This is a genomic window from Pseudomonas sp. RA_105y_Pfl2_P56, from assembly GCF_963970845.1.
Lineage (GTDB): Bacteria > Pseudomonadota > Gammaproteobacteria > Pseudomonadales > Pseudomonadaceae > Aquipseudomonas > Aquipseudomonas baetica_A.
Genome location: NZ_CAXAPL010000055.1, coordinates 1 through 16,441, shown reverse-complemented (window position 1 = coordinate 16,441; position 16,441 = coordinate 1). Strand labels below are relative to the sequence as shown.

General features: G+C 57.2%; 15 protein-coding genes and 1 pseudogene. 8 read left to right on the top strand and 8 right to left on the bottom strand.

The genetic code is table 11. The features are described 5' to 3' along the window. Window positions 1-7: 7 nt before the first annotated feature. Window positions 8-1,126 (bottom strand): sugar diacid recognition domain-containing protein, encoded by a 1,119-nt coding sequence (locus tag AACY11_RS25820; protein WP_339466543.1) that lies wholly within the window; start codon window positions 1,124-1,126, stop codon window positions 8-10. A gap of 172 nt (window positions 1,127-1,298) precedes the next feature. Here AACY11_RS25820 and AACY11_RS25815 point away from each other — a divergent pair, with 172 nt between their 5' ends. The 4 genes and pseudogenes from AACY11_RS25815 to rarD all read left to right on the top strand — a co-directional run bounded on the left by AACY11_RS25815 (window position 1,299) and on the right by rarD (window position 5,145). Continuing rightward, window positions 1,299-2,609: an MFS transporter gene (locus tag AACY11_RS25815; RefSeq protein ID WP_339496015.1), complete on the top strand. Its 1,311-nt coding sequence runs from the start codon at window positions 1,299-1,301 to the stop codon at window positions 2,607-2,609. Between the two features lie 15 nt (window positions 2,610-2,624). Next, window positions 2,625-2,984 (top strand): annotated as a pseudogene (locus AACY11_RS25810) (LysR substrate-binding domain-containing protein); the annotation flags it as partial. A 68-nt stretch (window positions 2,985-3,052) separates the two neighbouring features. Further along, the gene (locus AACY11_RS25805) at window positions 3,053-4,066 is read left to right on the top strand and encodes an aldo/keto reductase (protein ID WP_339496014.1); all 1,014 of its coding nucleotides are present in this window, start codon (window positions 3,053-3,055) and stop codon (window positions 4,064-4,066) included. A 197-nt stretch (window positions 4,067-4,263) separates the two neighbouring features. Beyond that, the gene (gene rarD, locus AACY11_RS25800) at window positions 4,264-5,145 is read left to right on the top strand and encodes an EamA family transporter RarD (protein ID WP_339466546.1); all 882 of its coding nucleotides are present in this window, start codon (window positions 4,264-4,266) and stop codon (window positions 5,143-5,145) included. A 66-nt stretch (window positions 5,146-5,211) separates the two neighbouring features. Here rarD and hppD read toward each other — a convergent pair whose 3' ends face one another. Further along, entirely contained in the window at window positions 5,212-6,288 is a 1,077-nt protein-coding gene (hppD, locus tag AACY11_RS25795) for a 4-hydroxyphenylpyruvate dioxygenase (RefSeq protein ID WP_339466548.1), read from the bottom strand. 449 nt (window positions 6,289-6,737) lie between these two features. Between hppD and AACY11_RS25790 the strand changes: the two genes are divergently transcribed. Both AACY11_RS25790 and AACY11_RS25785 read left to right on the top strand, forming a co-directional pair. Next, window positions 6,738-8,273, top strand: a complete 1,536-nt coding sequence (locus AACY11_RS25790) for a cyclic diguanylate phosphodiesterase (protein ID WP_339496013.1) — start codon at window positions 6,738-6,740, stop codon at window positions 8,271-8,273. Between the two features lie 235 nt (window positions 8,274-8,508). Further along, on the top strand, window positions 8,509-8,874 hold the full coding sequence (locus AACY11_RS25785; protein WP_221729758.1) for a histone-like nucleoid-structuring protein, MvaT/MvaU family: 366 nt from the start codon (window positions 8,509-8,511) through the stop codon (window positions 8,872-8,874). 219 nt (window positions 8,875-9,093) lie between these two features. On the opposite strand, the gene AACY11_RS25780 is transcribed toward AACY11_RS25785, so the two are convergent. After that, a complete protein-coding gene (locus tag AACY11_RS25780; RefSeq protein WP_339466561.1) occupies window positions 9,094-9,612 on the bottom strand; it encodes a DUF4946 domain-containing protein in 519 nt (172 codons plus the stop codon). A 140-nt stretch (window positions 9,613-9,752) separates the two neighbouring features. Between AACY11_RS25780 and gloA the strand changes: the two genes are divergently transcribed. Continuing rightward, window positions 9,753-10,274 (top strand): lactoylglutathione lyase, encoded by a 522-nt coding sequence (gene gloA, locus AACY11_RS25775; protein ID WP_339466550.1) that lies wholly within the window; start codon window positions 9,753-9,755, stop codon window positions 10,272-10,274. 83 nt (window positions 10,275-10,357) lie between these two features. On the opposite strand, the gene ahpF is transcribed toward gloA, so the two are convergent. From ahpF to AACY11_RS25760, 3 genes are all read right to left on the bottom strand, one after another. Next, on the bottom strand, window positions 10,358-11,920 hold the full coding sequence (gene ahpF / locus AACY11_RS25770; protein ID WP_339466551.1) for an alkyl hydroperoxide reductase subunit F: 1,563 nt from the start codon (window positions 11,918-11,920) through the stop codon (window positions 10,358-10,360). Window positions 11,921-12,044: 124 nt separating this feature from the next. After that, a complete protein-coding gene (gene ahpC, locus AACY11_RS25765) occupies window positions 12,045-12,608 on the bottom strand; it encodes an alkyl hydroperoxide reductase subunit C (protein WP_007958941.1) in 564 nt (187 codons plus the stop codon). Window positions 12,609-12,746: 138 nt separating this feature from the next. Next, window positions 12,747-13,685, bottom strand: coding sequence for a site-specific integrase (locus AACY11_RS25760; RefSeq protein WP_339496012.1), 939 nt, complete (start codon window positions 13,683-13,685; stop codon window positions 12,747-12,749). Window positions 13,686-13,862: 177 nt separating this feature from the next. On the opposite strand from AACY11_RS25760, the gene AACY11_RS25755 reads away from it, so the two are divergent. Continuing rightward, window positions 13,863-14,879: a DNA-binding protein gene (locus tag AACY11_RS25755; protein WP_339496011.1), complete on the top strand. Its 1,017-nt coding sequence runs from the start codon at window positions 13,863-13,865 to the stop codon at window positions 14,877-14,879. On the opposite strand, the gene gorA is transcribed toward AACY11_RS25755, so the two are convergent. Both gorA and AACY11_RS25745 read right to left on the bottom strand, forming a co-directional pair. Further along, complete coding sequence (gorA, locus tag AACY11_RS25750) at window positions 14,876-16,234, bottom strand: glutathione-disulfide reductase (protein ID WP_339466557.1); 1,359 nt, start codon at window positions 16,232-16,234, stop codon at window positions 14,876-14,878. The two genes, AACY11_RS25755 and gorA, sit on opposite strands and share 4 nt — an antisense overlap. Next, a partial coding sequence (locus tag AACY11_RS25745) for a hypothetical protein (protein WP_339496010.1) occupies window positions 16,218-16,441 on the bottom strand: 224 nt, incomplete at its 5' end. The genes gorA and AACY11_RS25745, both read right to left, overlap by 17 nt.

Here is a 16,441-nt window from a genome sequence, read left to right as displayed (position 1 = left end):
TCAGCGACTAACCCGGGTCTGTCTGCGGCAAAAGCTGCACGCCAAGATACAGCGCCAGCATCCCCTCCAGCCGTAACGGGTCCACTCCACTGATCTCGGCAATCCGCTCCATCCGATAGCGCAGGCTATTGCGGTGAATCCCCAGCGCATCGGCACACGCCTGACTCTGCCCATCGTGTTCACACCAACTGCGCAGCGTCGCCAGTAATTGACCGTTACCGTCCTTGGCGATGACTTTGCGTAACGGTTTGAGCAACTCGTCCAGCGCATCATCGTTACGATGGCGCCACAGCATGACCGGCAGCCGATAACGATTGAGGATCAGCAATCGCGAGTGCGGCAGCACCTCACGGCCATAAGCGAGCAAATCGCCTACCCGTCGATAACAACGGCGCAACCCGGCCAGCCCATCCGCCTGTCCGCCGACGGCGATGCGCAGAACATTCCAGCCCAGGCCATCGAGTTTCTCCAGCAAACGATCATGCTCCACGCTCTGACTCGCCGGCCGACACCAGAGCAGCGACGACTTCGCCGAACTGACGCACCAGCTATCCGGGTAACGCGACATCAACCAGGCACTCAGCGCCTCGACAGTTTGCCCCGGCCCGTGTTCCTGCCCCAACTCGAACAGATACGGCACGCGGGTCAATTGCGGCTTGAGTCCCATCTGCTGCGCTTCGTCGACCAAGCGCGGCGAATCCCCTGCTTCGCTCAGCAACAACGCCAACAGATCATCGCAACGCTGACGGCGCCATTGCTGTTCGGCCTGCTGATTGCGCTGGCCCACCAGCATTTCCGCCGTCATGCGTACCAGTTCGGCGTAGGTGCGCAATTGCTCCGGTTCGCCAGTGATGCCAAGCACGCCGATCAAGCGTTGATCGAGCAGCAGCGGCAGGTTGATGCCAGGCTGCACGCCTTTCAAATGCAGGGCAGTCGGGCCGTCGATCTCCACCACCCGACCATTGGCCAGCACCAGTTGCGCACCTTCATGACGGGTGTTGATGCGCTCCGGTTCGCCGCTGCCAAGGATCAACCCCTGGCTGTCCATGACGTTGACGTTGTAGGGCAAAATGGCCATGGCCCGGTCAACGATGTCTTGGGCGAGGTCGTGGTCGAGTTCGAACATAAGCGCTGAAATCCTTGAAAACAGGTGCGGACACGTTGTTCAGCCGCACAGGGTCTGGCGGTAAACCCTGTGCTCAGGCACAAAGACAATCCGGCCACAGGTGGCCGAGACTCTCGGGGCGATCAACGTTACCCGTTGCATCGCAAAAAATCATAATAAAGAGAGAGCCGCTATGTCGCAGAGCGCCGCAGCTACCCAGACCATCGAAGACGTAAAGAATGCCGTTTATAAACGCGTCACCTTGCGTTTAATCCCCTTCATTTTCATCTGCTACTTGTTCAACTACCTCGACCGGGTCAACGTTGGATTCGCCAAACTGCAGATGCTCGATGCACTGAAATTCAGCGAAACCGTGTACGGCCTCGGTGCCGGCATCTTCTTCATCGGCTACGTGCTGTGCGGCGTACCGAGCAACCTGGCGCTGAGCAAATTCGGGCCACGGCGCTGGATCGCGCTGATGATGATCACCTGGGGCGTCTTGTCGACCTGCCTGTTGTTCGTCACCACACCGACCGAGTTCTACACCTTACGTTTGTTTACCGGTGCGGCTGAAGCCGGGTTCTTCCCGGGCGTGGTGTTGTACCTCTCGCAGTGGTTCCCGACCTTGCGCCGTGGCCGGATCATGGCGCTGTTCATGTCGGCGATCCCGGTCTCCGGGTTGCTCGGCAGCCCATTTTCGGGTTGGATTCTCAACCATTTTGGCGCCGGACAAGCTGGTTTGGCCGGTTGGCAGTGGATGTTCCTGCTGCAAGGCATTCCGACCGTGGTGCTGGGCGCGCTGGCGTACTTCCTGCTCAGCGATAACTTCGCAACGGCCAAATGGCTGACCGCGCATGAGCGCTCTGTACTGGAAGCGGATCAGGCCGAAGACCTGGCGAACAAGCCGAAAACCACTTCGGATTCGCTGATCGCTGTGTTCAAGAATCCGGCGATCTGGGCGTTTGGCCTGATCTATTTCTGCATCCAGAGCGGCGTCTACGCGATCAACTTCTGGCTGCCGTCAATCATCAAGAACCTCGGTTTCAGCGACAACCTGGTGATCGGCTGGCTGAGCGCGATCCCGTATCTGCTGGCAGCGGTGTTTATGCTGATGGTCGGTCGCTCGGCAGACTTGCACAAGGAACGTTGCTGGCATCTGGTGGTGCCGATGCTGATGGGGGCTAGCGGTCTGATCATCGCGGTGAATTTCGCCGCTAACCCGGCGATTGCGATTCTAGGGCTGACCATCGCGACCATGGGCGCCCTCACCGGCCTGCCGATGTTCTGGCCAGTGCCGACGGCGATGCTCAGTGCAGGCGAGGCGGCGGGTGGTCTGGCTTTGATCAACTCGATGGGGCAGATGGCCGGGTTCCTCAGTCCGTATCTGGTGGGTGGGGTCAAGGACAGCACCGGCTCGACCGATTTGGCGTTGTACCTGCTGGCGGGGGTGATTGTTGGCGGGAGTTTGCTGGCGCTGCGGATGACGCGCACGCTGCGGGCCTGATCACGTCAGAACGTTCCCCCGACTCAATTAAGTGAACACAGCGCCCTGCTCTACTTGCGTAATGGCGGGTTCTATAACACTTGGCACTTCAGTCGCGGCGATCAAATGCTGGACGTCGATGTGGATGGTGATTACCTCAGCGACGACGGCGAAGTCGCCCGCCGCTGGGCATTGGCCGGCCATGGCATCGCCTACAAGGCGTGGCTCGACGTCGCCGAAGACGTGCGCGCCGGGCGACTGGTAACGCTGTTTGATGACTGGCAGGGTGAAAGCGTGCCGTTCAATTTACTGTGCCCGCATCGGCTGCAGGTATCGGAAAAGGTCAGGGTGTTGCAGGCGTTTTTGCGCGAGCGCTGCCTTGTGTTGAGTCGATAATTCACTTTGCCGCATCCGATGGTTCTGGTATTTGATTAGCGCTTTCCCACTGACAAAAGGATTTCGGCATGAGCTATCGCACACTGGGTCATTCGGGGTTGCAGGTGTCCACCCTCAGCCTCGGCACGATGATGTTTGGCGAACAGACCAGCACCGAGGAGTCGCTGCGCATCATCGACAAGGCGTGGGATCAGGGCATCAATTTTATCGACACCGCTGACGTTTACACCCAAGGTCGCTCGGAAGAAATCGTCGGCGAAGCGATTGCCCGCCATCGGCATGAATGGGTAGTGGCGAGCAAGGTCGGTTTTGGCCCGGTGGACGGTGTGCCGAACCGCAGCGGTTTAAGCCGTAAACACATCTTCAACGGCCTCGATGCCAGCCTGACGCGGCTGGCCACTGACTATCTCGACATCTATTACCTGCACCGCGAAGACCACAACACGCCGCTGGAAGTCACCGTCTCGGCGATTGGCGATCTGATCCGTCAGGGCAAGATTCGTTACTGGGGCCTGTCGAACTACCGGGGCTGGCGGATTGCCGAGGTGATTCGCATCGCTGACAACCTCGGCGTCGATCGCCCGGTGATCAGCCAGCCGCTGTACAACATCGTCAACCGGCAGGCCGAGGCTGAGCAAATCACGGCTGCGCAAACCTATGGCCTGGGCGTGGTGCCCTATAGCCCGCTGGCCCGTGGCGTGCTCAGCGGCAAATACGCGCCGGACGTGAAACCCGACGCCAACAGCCGCGCCGGGCGTCAGGACAAACGCATTCTGGAAACCGAATGGCGCGTGGAATCGCTGCGCATTGCCCAACAGATTCACCAGTACACCGAACAGCGCGGGGTCGGGATGGTTGAATTTGCCATTGCCTGGGTGTTGAACAACAGCGCCGTGACGTCGGCGATTGTCGGGCCGCGCACTGAAGCTCAGTGGGATGCGTACACCAAGGCGCAGGCGGTGAAGATCACGGCTGAAGATGAGGCGTTTATCGATTCGCTGGTGACGCCGGGGCATTCATCGACACCAGGCTTCAATGATGTGAGCCATTTTGTGTCGGGCCGTACACCGCGTCAGGCCTGAAAGCATCGCAGGCAAGCCAGTTCCCGCCATGCTCTGTGTTGAAACGCAAGCTATCGTTCAACATGCAATCTGCGGGAACTGGCTTGCCAGCGATAGCATTCACGACCATGTCCTGAATATTGAACATCCGGCCAATATTCAGCACAAATACCACGTATCCTTCGCGCCCCGTTCGATCACCCACCCGCGAGGACAGTTTGTCTAAAGGTATCGCTCTATCGGTTTCAGCCTCGGTGCTGTTTGCCGTCATGTATTACTACACTTCGCTGCTCACCCCGTTGAGTGGCGTGGAGATTTTTGGCTGGCGAATGCTGCTGACCGTGCCATGCATGACCGTGTTCATGCTGGTGTCCGGCGAATGGCGTCGGGTGCTGGAGCTGGTTCGCCTGATGGCATCGAAGCCGAAACTGATCACCGGGCTGTTCGTCTCGGCCGCCCTGCTCGGCGTGCAGTTGTGGCTGTTCATGTGGGCGCCGCTCAACGGCTACAGCCTCGACGTATCGCTGGGCTACTTCCTGCTGCCTCTGGCGATGGTGCTGACCGGCCGGATCGCCTACGGCGAGAGCCTGTCGTACCTGCAAAAGGTGGCGGTGTTCTTCGCAACACTCGGCGTGTTGAACGAGCTGTATCAGGTCGGCGGTTTTTCCTGGGCGACGCTGGTGGTCGTGGTCGGTTATCCGCTGTACTTCGTGCTACGCAAATACCTGAACACCGACAACCTCGGCGGGCTGTGGGTCGACATGAGCCTGATGCTGCCGGTTGCCTACTGGTTTGTGCACGGCGGCGAGCAGGGTTTTACTGTGTTCGATCAATACCCGGGGCTGCTGTGGCTGATTCCGTTGCTGGGCCTGATCAGTGCTTCGGCGTTGGTGGTGTACATCATCGCCAGCCGTTTGTTGCCTTTCAGTCTGTTTGGGTTGTTGAGTTATGTGGAGCCGGTGTTGCTGCTCGGTGTGGCGCTGTTGCTCGGTGAGAGCATCAAGTCGGGTGAGTGGCTGACGTACATTCCGATCTGGCTGGCTGTATTGGTGTTGATCTTCGAAGGCTTTAAACACCTGATGCGCCAACGCAGATCTTAAATCCAGCACAAAAAAAATCCCGGCCCTGCATCACTGCAGGCCGGGATTTTTCATTTCAGTTGCGTATTACTCAGTGGCGAGCACACCACGACGCACCTGATCACGCTCGATCGATTCGAACAGTGCCTTGAAGTTACCCTCGCCGAAACCATCGTCGCCTTTGCGCTGGATGAATTCGAAGAACACCGGGCCCATCAGGGTTTCCGAGAAGATCTGCAGCAGCAAACGCTTGTCGCCCTGCTCCGACGAACCGTCGAGCAGAATGCCGCGCGACTGCAATTGATCAACGGGTTCGCCGTGGTTCGGCAGACGGCCTTCGAGCATCTCGTAGTACGTTTGCGGCGGCGCGGTCATGAAGCGCATGCCGATTTTCTTCAGTTGATCCCAGGTCTTGATCAGGTCGTCGGTGAGGAACGCGACGTGCTGGATGCCCTCGCCGTTGAACTGCATCAGGAACTCTTCGATCTGCCCGGCGCCCTTGGACGACTCTTCGTTCAGCGGGATGCGGATCATGCCGTCCGGCGCGGTCATGGCTTTGGAGGTCAGGCCGGTGTATTCGCCCTTGATGTCGAAGTAGCGGATCTCGCGGAAGTTGAACAACTTCTCGTAGAAGTTCGCCCAGTAGGCCATGCGACCGCGATACACGTTGTGGGTCAAGTGGTCGATGATCTTCAGGCCTGCACCAACCGGGTTGCGATCAACGCCTTCGATAAACACAAAATCGATGTCATAGATCGAGCTGCCTTCGCCGAAACGGTCGATCAGGTACAGCGGCGCGCCGCCAATGCCTTTGATCGCAGGAAGGTTCAGCTCCATGGGACCTGTTTCGATGTGGATCGGCTGAGCGCCGAGTTCCAGTGCGCGGTTGTAGGCTTTTTGCGAATCCTTGACCCGGAATGCCATGCCGCACACCGACGGGCCGTGCTCGGCCGCGAAGTATGAAGCAACGCTGTTCGGTTCGTTGTTGAGGATCAGGTTGATCGCGCCCTGACGATACAGGTGCACGTTTTTGGAGCGGTGGGTCGCGACTTTGGTGAAGCCCATGATCTCGAAGATCGGCTCCAGGGTGCCAGGTACCGGCGACGCGAGCTCAATGAATTCAAAGCCCATCAGGCCCATTGGGTTTTCGTATAAATCTGCCATGGTGACGCCTCATCATTCTTATCAAATTAACCAGAGTTATTTGTCAGTAATGCTGAGAGCGGTGGGCGGAGCGCAGGAGATGCCACGCACGCTGCGGGCGAGGAAGTCACCGTAGATCAGTTGAAACCCGAATATCTTCATTGTCGACCCAAGGCTCTTGCGGGCGAGGCTTCTGCTGCCAGAAGACGATTATTATTGTATGCGTAAACCGATTCTACACAGCGTAAATAAGGTTGTCTGCCCTCTCTATAAAATCCGCTTTTCTGCGGGCGATGCAAGGGGTCTGTTGCGGCGCACAGAACAGCACTGGCTTTACCGGGCTGGCGACTGATCGGCTGCACAAGCGTTATCCGCCATCTATCATCCCCCCTGAACGAACTGTTTGTAAGCGTTGCACCGGTGCCCGGTCTGCATTCGAGAGCCCCATTTTTCAGCCACAGGATGCGCCTATGCCGCTAACCGTCAGATCTCGCCGCAAACGTAGCACCCGTATTGCCGTGACATTGCTCTGCGGCCTGCTTCCAATGTTGCTGGGCAGTGTGATTCTTTACCTGCAGGCCGAACGTACTCTCCAGCAGAGCTCACAGCAGACAGCCGTGGAGGCATTGCGCCAGTTTGAGCTGATGCTCGACAACACCGCCCAAGCGGCCCGCGAGTTATTGCCGCTGGCCGGCCAGCGTTGCGAGGACGTCAAACTGGCCCTGCGCGAGCAAGTCACCCGCCGCCCCTTCGTGCGCTCGACCAATCTGGTGTGGGATCACAACCTCTATTGCAGTTCGTTGTTCGGCAACTACAAGGAAGCCGTCAACCCTGGTGATTACACACAAGGCAAGTTGTGGTTGATGAACGGCAACCCGGTAACACCGAATACTGCGTTGCTGGTGTATCGACTCAGCGAAGGTCGTGGCAGTGCATTGACGACACTGGACGGCTATCACCTGAGCAACGTGCTGCGGTTGATTGGCCCGCAAAGGTTGCTCTTGCTGCAAGTGGGCGACAACTGGCTGTCCGCCAATGGCGAGGTACACAAAGGTGCCCTCCCCGTGCTGCCGATAGCGCAGAGTACGCTCGACTCTTCGCGCTACGCATTCAGTGTGTCGGCGGGCTATCCCAAGGGTGAAGTCTGGCGCTACATGACCCACGAGTATCCGCCGCTGTTCAGCCTGCTGGTTTTCTTTGGCGTGGTCTCGGCCGCGATCAGCCATGTCCTGCAAAAACGCGCCACCTCGCCGAGCCACGAAATGCTCCGGGCCTTGGATGCCGGCGAATTCATTCCGTACTTCCAGCCGGTGGTTCATGGCGAGAGCAAAAAGTGGTCGGGCGCCGAGGTGCTGATGCGCTGGAACCATCCAAAAGAAGGCCTGGTGCGTCCGGACCTGTTTATTCCGTTCGCCGAACACTCAGGCTTGATCGTGCCAATGACCCGCGCCTTGATGCGACAGACAGCGGCGTTGCTGGGACCACCGTCATCGACCTTCACCACACCGTTTCATATCGGTATCAACATCACGGCAAGCCATTGTCAGGATCTGGAACTGGTGGAAGACTGCCGCGAATTTCTCACCGCCTTCGCACACGGGAGCATCAACCTGGTGCTGGAGTTGACCGAACGCGAGCTGATCGAGCCCACCGAGACAACACGGCAACTGTTTGAACAACTGAACGCCATGGGCGTGATGATCGCCATCGACGATTTCGGCACCGGTCATTCAAGCCTGGGTTATTTGCGCAAATTCAATGTGGATTTCCTCAAGATCGATCAGAGCTTCGTCGCCATGATCGGCGTCGATGCGCTCTCACGGCATATTCTCGATACCATCATCGAACTCTCGGCCAAGCTGGACCTGGGCATTGTTGCCGAAGGTGTCGAAACTCAGGCGCAGGCCGACTATCTGACTGCCCACAACGTCAACTTCCTGCAGGGCTATCTTTACGGCAAACCCATGCCGGCGGCAGACTTCATTAGTGCATTAAGTCACCATTAACTAACCAGAGATTAAGCGTGGCGCGCCCACAAGGCGCACCAAATTGATACAAAAGACCACTGTTGTTACATAAGTACAACGTCAGGATTTACTCCTGAGGCATTAACAACTACAATTTTTCTTGCCTGTGCAAGATTGGCAGGTGAGCCAATTATCACCGAGTCGCTACAAGGCTCTTGGCTTTTAGCTTTGTTTGCGGTTGGTATCAGCCAAACACACTATTGGAGTAAAGATATTGTCCAGACTCGCTGAATTTCGTGCAGCTGAAAAGGCCCTTCAGGAACAGCTCAAGCAGCTGGAATCGCTGAAGAACGATGCCGGGCTCAAGAAAGAAATCGAATTCGAAGAAAAGCTCCAAGGGCTGATGAAAACCTACGGCAAAGGCCTGAGAGACATCATCGCCATTCTCGATCCGAATCCGGCAAAATCCGGTCTGCAAACTACTGCAGCCCCTAAAACCCGCCGCGCTCGCGTGGTCAAGGTCTATCAGAATCCGCACACCGGCGAACTGATTGAGACCAAGGGCGGCAACCACCGCGGCCTTAAAGCCTGGAAGGAACAATACGGTGCAGCCACCGTTGATTCCTGGTTGCGCGGTTAATCCCACGCCAACAAACAAGCCCTGCATCAAGCAGGGCTTTTTTATTGACAATATCTAACAAATGAAATGAATTTCATCGTGCAAGTTGAGCGCTTTCTGTAGCCTCCCCGACTCGTGAGACCTAAACATTTTGCCGCGCAATGTTGCGGAAATGGCCATCATTAAACTTTGTGCTTAATCCCTTCAGGTATCTAACCATGCCTTGAAAAGTACAGGCACTTAAAGTTTCAAGCTGTTTCTCACCGCCACGATCTCCTCCGCGCTTGCTTTATAAACCTCGGCCTGGCCGGCATAGGAAAGTACATAAGCCTTATCCGCATCAACCGCCGCCACCAGCGTTTGCGATAACACATGCCGGCCGTTTTCGGTCACTGTGCAAGTCGTCTCCAGTGCAGACAAAGCACCAAGCATCGTCGGATGCACCTTATTGCAGACACTCTGATACCCCCCCTGGAAAAAGTCCTTTTGTATCGACTTGCGCATTTCCAGCAACACACCCTGCAAGTTAACCTGATGACCCGATTCGACCCGAGTCATCGTGAGTTCCATCACCATCACCTGATTGCCATCGGCATCGTTCTTGACCGCCCGCTGACGGGAAACCTGCGGCGCCACATCAGTCAGCGCTTCGACCTCCCAGCCTGCGGGCCAGGTGATATCGGGCTCGCCGGCGAACACGCTCATGGCGATTAGCGAAAAGACAAAGTAAACAAACAGGGATTTGAACAGTCGGATCATTGCCGCAGACACTCGCAGATTGATCGGCAAAGTCTGAGGCTCGCCCGCGTGGAGGGCAAGCCTGCCCTTTCGTTTGGCGATGCCGACAGGCATGCGTATCATTGCGTCCATTCACTCGCCCCATCGTTATTGGAGGGCCCATGAGCCTCAAAGAACTGAACACCTTCCCCGGCGTCACGGCCACGCCAGACAGCGCAACCCGCAACTTCGTGTTCAACCACACCATGCTGCGTGTAAAAGACATCACCCGGTCGCTGGACTTTTACACCCGCGTGCTGGGTTTTTCGCTGGTTGAAAAACGTGATTTCCCGGACGCCGAGTTCAGCCTGTATTTCCTCGCACTGGTCGACAAGGCGCAGATCCCTGCCGACGCCGCCGCCCGCACCGAATGGATGAAGTCGATCCCGGGCATTCTGGAGCTGACGCACAACCACGGCACCGAGAGCGACGCTGACTTTGCTTACCACAATGGCAACACCGATCCGCGTGGCTTCGGTCACATCTGCATCTCGGTGCCGGACATCGTTGCTGCCTGCGCGCGCTTCGAAGAACTGGGCTGCGACTTCCAGAAACGCCTGAGTGATGGCCGCATGAAAAGTCTGGCGTTCATCAAGGATCCGGACGGCTACTGGGTCGAGATCATTCAGCCAGCACCTATGTAATTCAACACTCCTACGCTGTTTTTGTGTAAGGCACAAAAAACCCCATGATCACTCATGGGGTTTTGTGTTTTCAGGCCGGACGTTTACGCCGGAGCCGAAGTGCGGATCAAGTGATCGAAAGCACTCAGCGAAGCCTTGGCGCCCTCGCCCACCGCTATCACGATCTGCTTGTACGGCACGGTGGTCACGTCGCCCGCAGCGAAGATGCCGGGAATCGAGGTTTCACCACGGTTATCGACAATGATCTCGCCACGCGGTGACAACTCGATGGTGCCTTTGAGCCAGTCGGTGTTGGGCAACAGACCGATCTGTACAAAGATCCCTTCCAGCTCGACAGTACGCAACGCGTCAGCCTGACGATCCTTGTAACGCAAGCCATTGACCTTCTGCCCATCGCCTGTCACTTCAGTGGTTTGCGCACTGGTTATGACGGTCACGTTCGACAGACTGTGAAGTTTGCGCTGCAACACAGCGTCAGCACGCAGTTGTACGTCGAACTCCAACAGCGTCACATGAGACACGATACCGGCCAGGTCGATGGCTGCCTCAACACCGGAGTTACCGCCACCGATTACCGCTACGCGCTTGCCTTTGAACAGAGGGCCATCGCAGTGCGGGCAATAAGCCACGCCTTTGTTTCGGTATTCCTGCTCGCCCGGTACGTTCATTTCACGCCACCGTGCGCCGGTCGCCAGGATCACACTCCTGGCTTTGAGCGTCGCACCGCTGGCGAAACGGACTTCATGCAGCTCGCCGTTTTTGCCGGCAAGCAACTTGTCGGCGCGTTGCAAGTTCATGATATCGACGTCGTACTGTTTGACGTGCTCTTCCAGGGCCGTTGCCAGTTTCGGGCCTTCAGTCTCCTGTACGGAAATGAAGTTCTCGATGGCCATGGTGTCCAGCACCTGACCGCCGAAACGCTCGGCGGCAACGCCGGTGCGAATACCTTTACGCGCAGCATAGATAGCCGCTGAAGCACCGGCCGGCCCACCGCCAACCACCAGCACATCAAAGGCTTGTTTGGCGCTGATTTTCTCAGCCTGACGCTCGATGGCTCCGGTGTCGAGTTTGGCGAGAATTTCTTCCAGGCCCATGCGGCCCTGACCAAAATTTTCACCGTTGAGGTAGATGCTCGGCACCGCCATGATCTTGCGATCATTGACTTCATCCTGGAACAGCGCGCCGTCGATGGCGACGTGGCGGATATTCGGGTTGAGCACGGCCATCAGGTTCAGCGCCTGGACCACGTCCGGACAGTTCTGGCAGGACAGCGAGAAATAAGTCTCGAAGCTGAACTCGCCTTTGAGCGAACGGATTTGCTCGATCACTTCAACACTGGCTTTCGAAGGGTGGCCGCCGACTTGCAGCAAGGCCAGCACCAGCGAGGTGAATTCGTGGCCCATCGGGATGCCAGCGAAACGCAGACTGATGTCTGCACCCGGGCGGTTGATCGAGAACGACGGTTTGCGTGCGTCATCACCGCTGTCGATCAGGGTAATTTGGCTCGAAAGACTGGCAACGTCTTTGAGCAGTTCAAGCATTTCACGGGATTTCGCACCGTCATCGAGAGAAGCAACGATCTCGATCGGCTGGGTGACCCGTTCCAGGTACGATTTCAACTGGGCTTTAAGATTGGCGTCCAACATACGGGCGATTTCCTTTATTTAAGGCGAAAAAAAGCCCGAGCGAATCTCGCCCGGGCTTTTCTATTGGGCGGTGCAGCTTACTTAAGTAGGTGCGGAGTCCCGCCCTGAGTTGCGTGTCACAGACTTAGATCTTGCCGACCAGGTCCAGGGACGGAGCCAGAGTGGCCTCGCCTTCTTTCCATTTGGCTGGGCAAACTTCGCCTGGGTGAGCAGCAACGTACTGCGCAGCCTTGATTTTGCGCAGCAGCTCGGAAGCGTCACGGCCAACGCCGCCATCGTTCAGCTCAACGATTTTGATCTGGCCTTCAGGGTTGATCACGAAGGTGCCACGGTCAGCCAGGCCAGCTTCTTCGATCAACACGTCGAAGTTGCGGGAGATAACCTGAGTCGGGTCGCCGATCATGGTGTATTGGATTTTGCCGATGGCTGGCGAGGTGTTGTGCCAGGCCGCGTGGGCAAAGTGGGTGTCGGTGGAAACGCTGTAGATCTCTACGCCCAGTTTCTGGAAGGCAGCGTAGTTGTCAGCCAGGTCTTCCAGCTCGGTTGGGCAAACGAAGGTGAAGTCGGCTGGGTAGAAGAACACGACCGACCACTTGCCTTTCAGATCAGCGTCCGAGACTTGAACGAAGTCGCCGTTTTTGAACGCGGTAGCTTTGAACGGTTTTACTTGGCTGTTGATGATAGGCATTGATGACTCTCCGTCAGGGGTTATGAAGTTGATGGGGTGAATCCTACCCACTCACTCGACGGATGGCTCATTGGCAAACCTGATGCTGCTGATTTGTTTTCGCTATTAGCGGGCTGTATTAATAGAAGAAAACGATATCTAGGGCGACAGCGGCTTATCCGTAATCCGGGCCATCCCTTGAAAGGGGCTGGCTTCAACATAGCGCATGGCTGACTTCATGTCCTTCCAGCCGACGTAACTCATCAGAGACTTCAGATCCCAACCACTTTGGTGAGCCCAGGTCGCAAAACCGCGACGCAGCGAGTGACTGGTGTACCCCTCTGCAGCGATACCGGCGCGCTCAAGCGCCTGACGCAACAGCGGTATCACACTGTTGGCGTGCAAGCCCTCCTCGCACAGATTGCCCCAGCGGTCGATGCCACGGAAAACCGGGCCGCGCACCAGAGCGGCTTCGTTGAGCCAATCGATGTATGCCTGAACCGGGCACAACTTCAAAAGTGCCGGGGTTTGATACGTTTGCCCGAGGTTTTCCCGATCACTCTTGCTGCGTGGCAGATACAGCGTAATGCCGCTGCCGGCCTGCGCCTGCACATGTTCAATCTGCAAGCGGCACAATTCATCACTGCGAAAACCACGCCAGAAGCCAAGCAGAATCAACGCGCGATCGCGGGATGCCTTGAGCAACTGCGGTCGATCCTGTTTTTCCTTCGCGGCTTTGGCCTCCTGCTCCAGCCAATCAACGACTTGCTCCAGATCCCGTAACTGCAGAGGTTCGGCTTGCTTCTCCTGGACCGGGTGCAAAGCGCGGATGCCCTTAAACACCTTACGCACTACGGGTGCTTTGGTCGGGTCGGCAAAACCTTGGCTGTTGTGCCACTGCGCCAGCGCCGACAACCGCAGCTTGAGCGTATTGATCGACAGCACGCCTGCATGCTCGACCAGATACCGCGCAACGTTGTCGGCCGTGGCCGGCAGAAATCCGCCCCAGCTCACTTCGAAATGTTCGATAGCCGCACGATAGCTGCGGCGGGTGTTGTCACGGGTGACGGCTTGCAGATAGCGATCCATATCGCTCATGGGCTGTTTTCTCGCTGACGTACTGATTCGCAGATCAAAAAGCGGATTTAATCACCTGACACTGGGTAATACCAGAATATCCCGCGTCTTAAATATCAAAGATTTATCTTTATTTTTGACATGGTACACTGCGTACTTTAGTGGCATGTACCACAGTACATAACCGTAGGAGCTCACATGGCCCGTGGCGGCATTACCAAAGCGCTGGTTCAGATCGCGCGCACAGCGATTCTGGCCCGAGGCGAACACCCGAGCATCGATGCCGTACGCATTGAAATGGGTAACACCGGCTCGAAAACCACGATCCATCGCTATTTGAAGGAGCTGGATGACGGCGCCCAGCCGATCGAGGCATCGGCGCAACCGATTGATGACGAGCTCACAGCACTGGTTTCACGCCTGGCGCAACGCCTGAAAGAGCAAGCCCAAGAGCCCATCGAGCAGGCCCGCGAGGCGTTTGGGCAGCAGCGTGAGGCATTGGAGTCGGAGCTTAAGCAGACCCGCCAGGCGCTCGAGCAGTTGGAGCAACAGCACGATATTCAGGGCGCTGCACTGGAGCGCGAATCCGAAGCACTGAACAACACCCGCTCGATGCTGCAAACCGAGCAAACCCGCAACGCCGGTCTGAATCAGGCATTGGCCGACTTTGAATTGCGCTTGCAGGACAAGGACGAGCAGATTCGCTCGCTAGAAGAAAAACACCTGCATGCCCGCGACGCGCTGGAGCATTACCGCAACGCCAGCAAAGAACAGCGTGAGCAGGAACAGAGCCGCCACGAAGGCCAGGTGCAGCAGCTGCAGACGGAGTTGCGCCAAGCACAGCAAAGCGCACTGGTTCGACAGGATGAAATCACTCAGCTGCATCGCGACAACGAGCGCCTGCTCACCGAGAACCGTGGCACCCAGCGCGAATTGAGCCTGATGCAGGAGCAGCTCAAACAGAGCAATCAGCGTCAGGACCAACTACTGGAGCAGGCCACCCGGGTCGACAGCGAACGCACCCTCCTCCAGGAACGCTTGCGTATGGCATCACTGGAAAGTCAGACACTCAAGCAGAGCGTCGAAGAACAGACGTTGCTTAATCAGTCACTGGAAAAGGAGTTGACCAAGACTCAGGCGAGCCTGGAAGACAGCCTGCGCCTGGCGGCTACCGTTGCGGCAGCGCCAGACCCGGCCAAACCGAAAGACGCTTAAGCGCCGACCGGTGTACGCATGGTGACAAACTCTTCGGCGGCCGTCGGGTGAACCCCGATCGTGTCGTCGAAATCACGCTTGGTGGCGCCAGCCTTCAACGCAATCGCCAGCCCCTGCACGATTTCCCCGGCATCCGGGCCAACCATATGGCAACCGAGCACTTTGTCGGTCTTGCCGTCGACCACCAGCTTCATCAGCGTACGCTCCTGACACTCGGTCAGGGTCAGCTTCATCGGCCGGAAGCGGCTTTCGTAAATCACCACAACGTGCCCCGCCTCTCGGGCCTCCTCCTCGGTCAAGCCGACCGTACCGATGTTCGGCAGGCTGAACACCGCCGTCGGGATCATCTTGTAATCCACCGGACGGTATTGCTCCGGCTTGAACAGACGACGCGCCACTGCCATACCTTCGGCCAACGCCACGGGCGTGAGTTGCACGCGACCAATCACGTCGCCCAGCGCCAGGATCGAAGGCTCAGTGGTCTGGTACTGCTCATCGACCTTGATGAAACCCTTGTCATTGAGCTGCACGCCGGTGTTTTCCAGTCCCAGATTGTCCAGCATCGGACGGCGACCGGTGGCGTAGAAAATACAATCTGCTTCAAGGACTCGCCCATCCTTGAGGGTGGCTTTCAAGCTGCCATCAGCCTGTTTTTCGATGCTCGCGATATCGGTATTGAATTGCAGATCCAGCCCACGCTTGGTCAGTTCTTCCTGCAAATGCTTGCGCACCGCACCATCGAAACCACGCAAGAACAGATCGCCGCGATACAGCAGCGTCGTGTCTGCACCGAGGCCATGGAAGATGCCAGCGAACTCGACCGCGATATAACCGCCGCCCACCACCAATACGCGTCTAGGTAACGCTTTGAGGAAGAACGCCTCATTGGAGCCAATCGCATGTTCGTGCCCCGGAATCTGCGGGATGTGCGGCCACCCGCCCGTGGCAATCAGGATATTTTTTGCAGTAAAGCGCTTTCCGTCGACTTCAACCTCATGCGGCCCCACGATCCTGGCATGAGCTTCATGCAGGGTCACACCGCTGTTGACCAGTAAATTGCGATAAATGCCGTTCAGGCGATTGATCTCGCGATCCTTGTTGGCAATCAGCGTTGCCCAATCGAAACCGGCCTCCCCCAGACTCCAGCCGAAACCGGATGCCTGCTCGAAGTCTTCGGCGAAATGCGCCCCGTACACCAACAGTTTTTTCGGCACGCAGCCGACGTTGACACAAGTACCGCCCAGATAACGGCTCTCGGCCACGGCCACTTTTGCACCAAAACCGGCCGCAAACCGCGCAGCCCGCACACCACCGGAACCGGCACCAATCACATAAAGGTCAAAATCGTAGGCCATTTCTATCTCCTCGGCAGGCGATCAGCATACCTGTAGGCACCCATCGGGCAAGCATTGCATTGATATAAGGGCGCAAAATGAAAAAGCCACCCGAACAGACCGTGTGAAAACACACTGATGAAGGCCCAACAAAACGCCCCGACTTGTTCGGGGCGTTTGTTTTTGTGCGGGCAACAGACGAAAAAAGGCCTTTCAGCCCATTAGCGC

Bases quoted from the DNA above. Each gene is read 5' to 3' on its own strand.
- AACY11_RS25790 (WP_339496013.1), top strand. From the start codon at position 6,738: ATGCCGCTAACCGTCAGATCTCGCCGCAAACGTAGCACCCGTATTGCC.
- AACY11_RS25815 (WP_339496015.1), top strand. From the start codon at position 1,299: ATGTCGCAGAGCGCCGCAGCTACCCAGACCATCGAAGACGTAAAGAAT.
- AACY11_RS25780 (WP_339466561.1), bottom strand. From the start codon at position 9,612: ATGATCCGACTGTTCAAATCCCTGTTTGTTTACTTTGTCTTTTCGCTA.
- gloA (WP_339466550.1), top strand. From the start codon at position 9,753: ATGAGCCTCAAAGAACTGAACACCTTCCCCGGCGTCACGGCCACGCCA.
- AACY11_RS25805 (WP_339496014.1), top strand. From the start codon at position 3,053: ATGAGCTATCGCACACTGGGTCATTCGGGGTTGCAGGTGTCCACCCTC.
- AACY11_RS25755 (WP_339496011.1), top strand. From the start codon at position 13,863: ATGGCCCGTGGCGGCATTACCAAAGCGCTGGTTCAGATCGCGCGCACA.
- ahpC (WP_007958941.1), bottom strand. From the start codon at position 12,608: ATGCCTATCATCAACAGCCAAGTAAAACCGTTCAAAGCTACCGCGTTC.
- ahpF (WP_339466551.1), bottom strand. From the start codon at position 11,920: ATGTTGGACGCCAATCTTAAAGCCCAGTTGAAATCGTACCTGGAACGG.
- hppD (WP_339466548.1), bottom strand. From the start codon at position 6,288: ATGGCAGATTTATACGAAAACCCAATGGGCCTGATGGGCTTTGAATTC.
- gorA (WP_339466557.1), bottom strand. From the start codon at position 16,234: ATGGCCTACGATTTTGACCTTTATGTGATTGGTGCCGGTTCCGGTGGT.
- AACY11_RS25820 (WP_339466543.1), bottom strand. From the start codon at position 1,126: ATGTTCGAACTCGACCACGACCTCGCCCAAGACATCGTTGACCGGGCC.
- AACY11_RS25760 (WP_339496012.1), bottom strand. From the start codon at position 13,685: ATGAGCGATATGGATCGCTATCTGCAAGCCGTCACCCGTGACAACACC.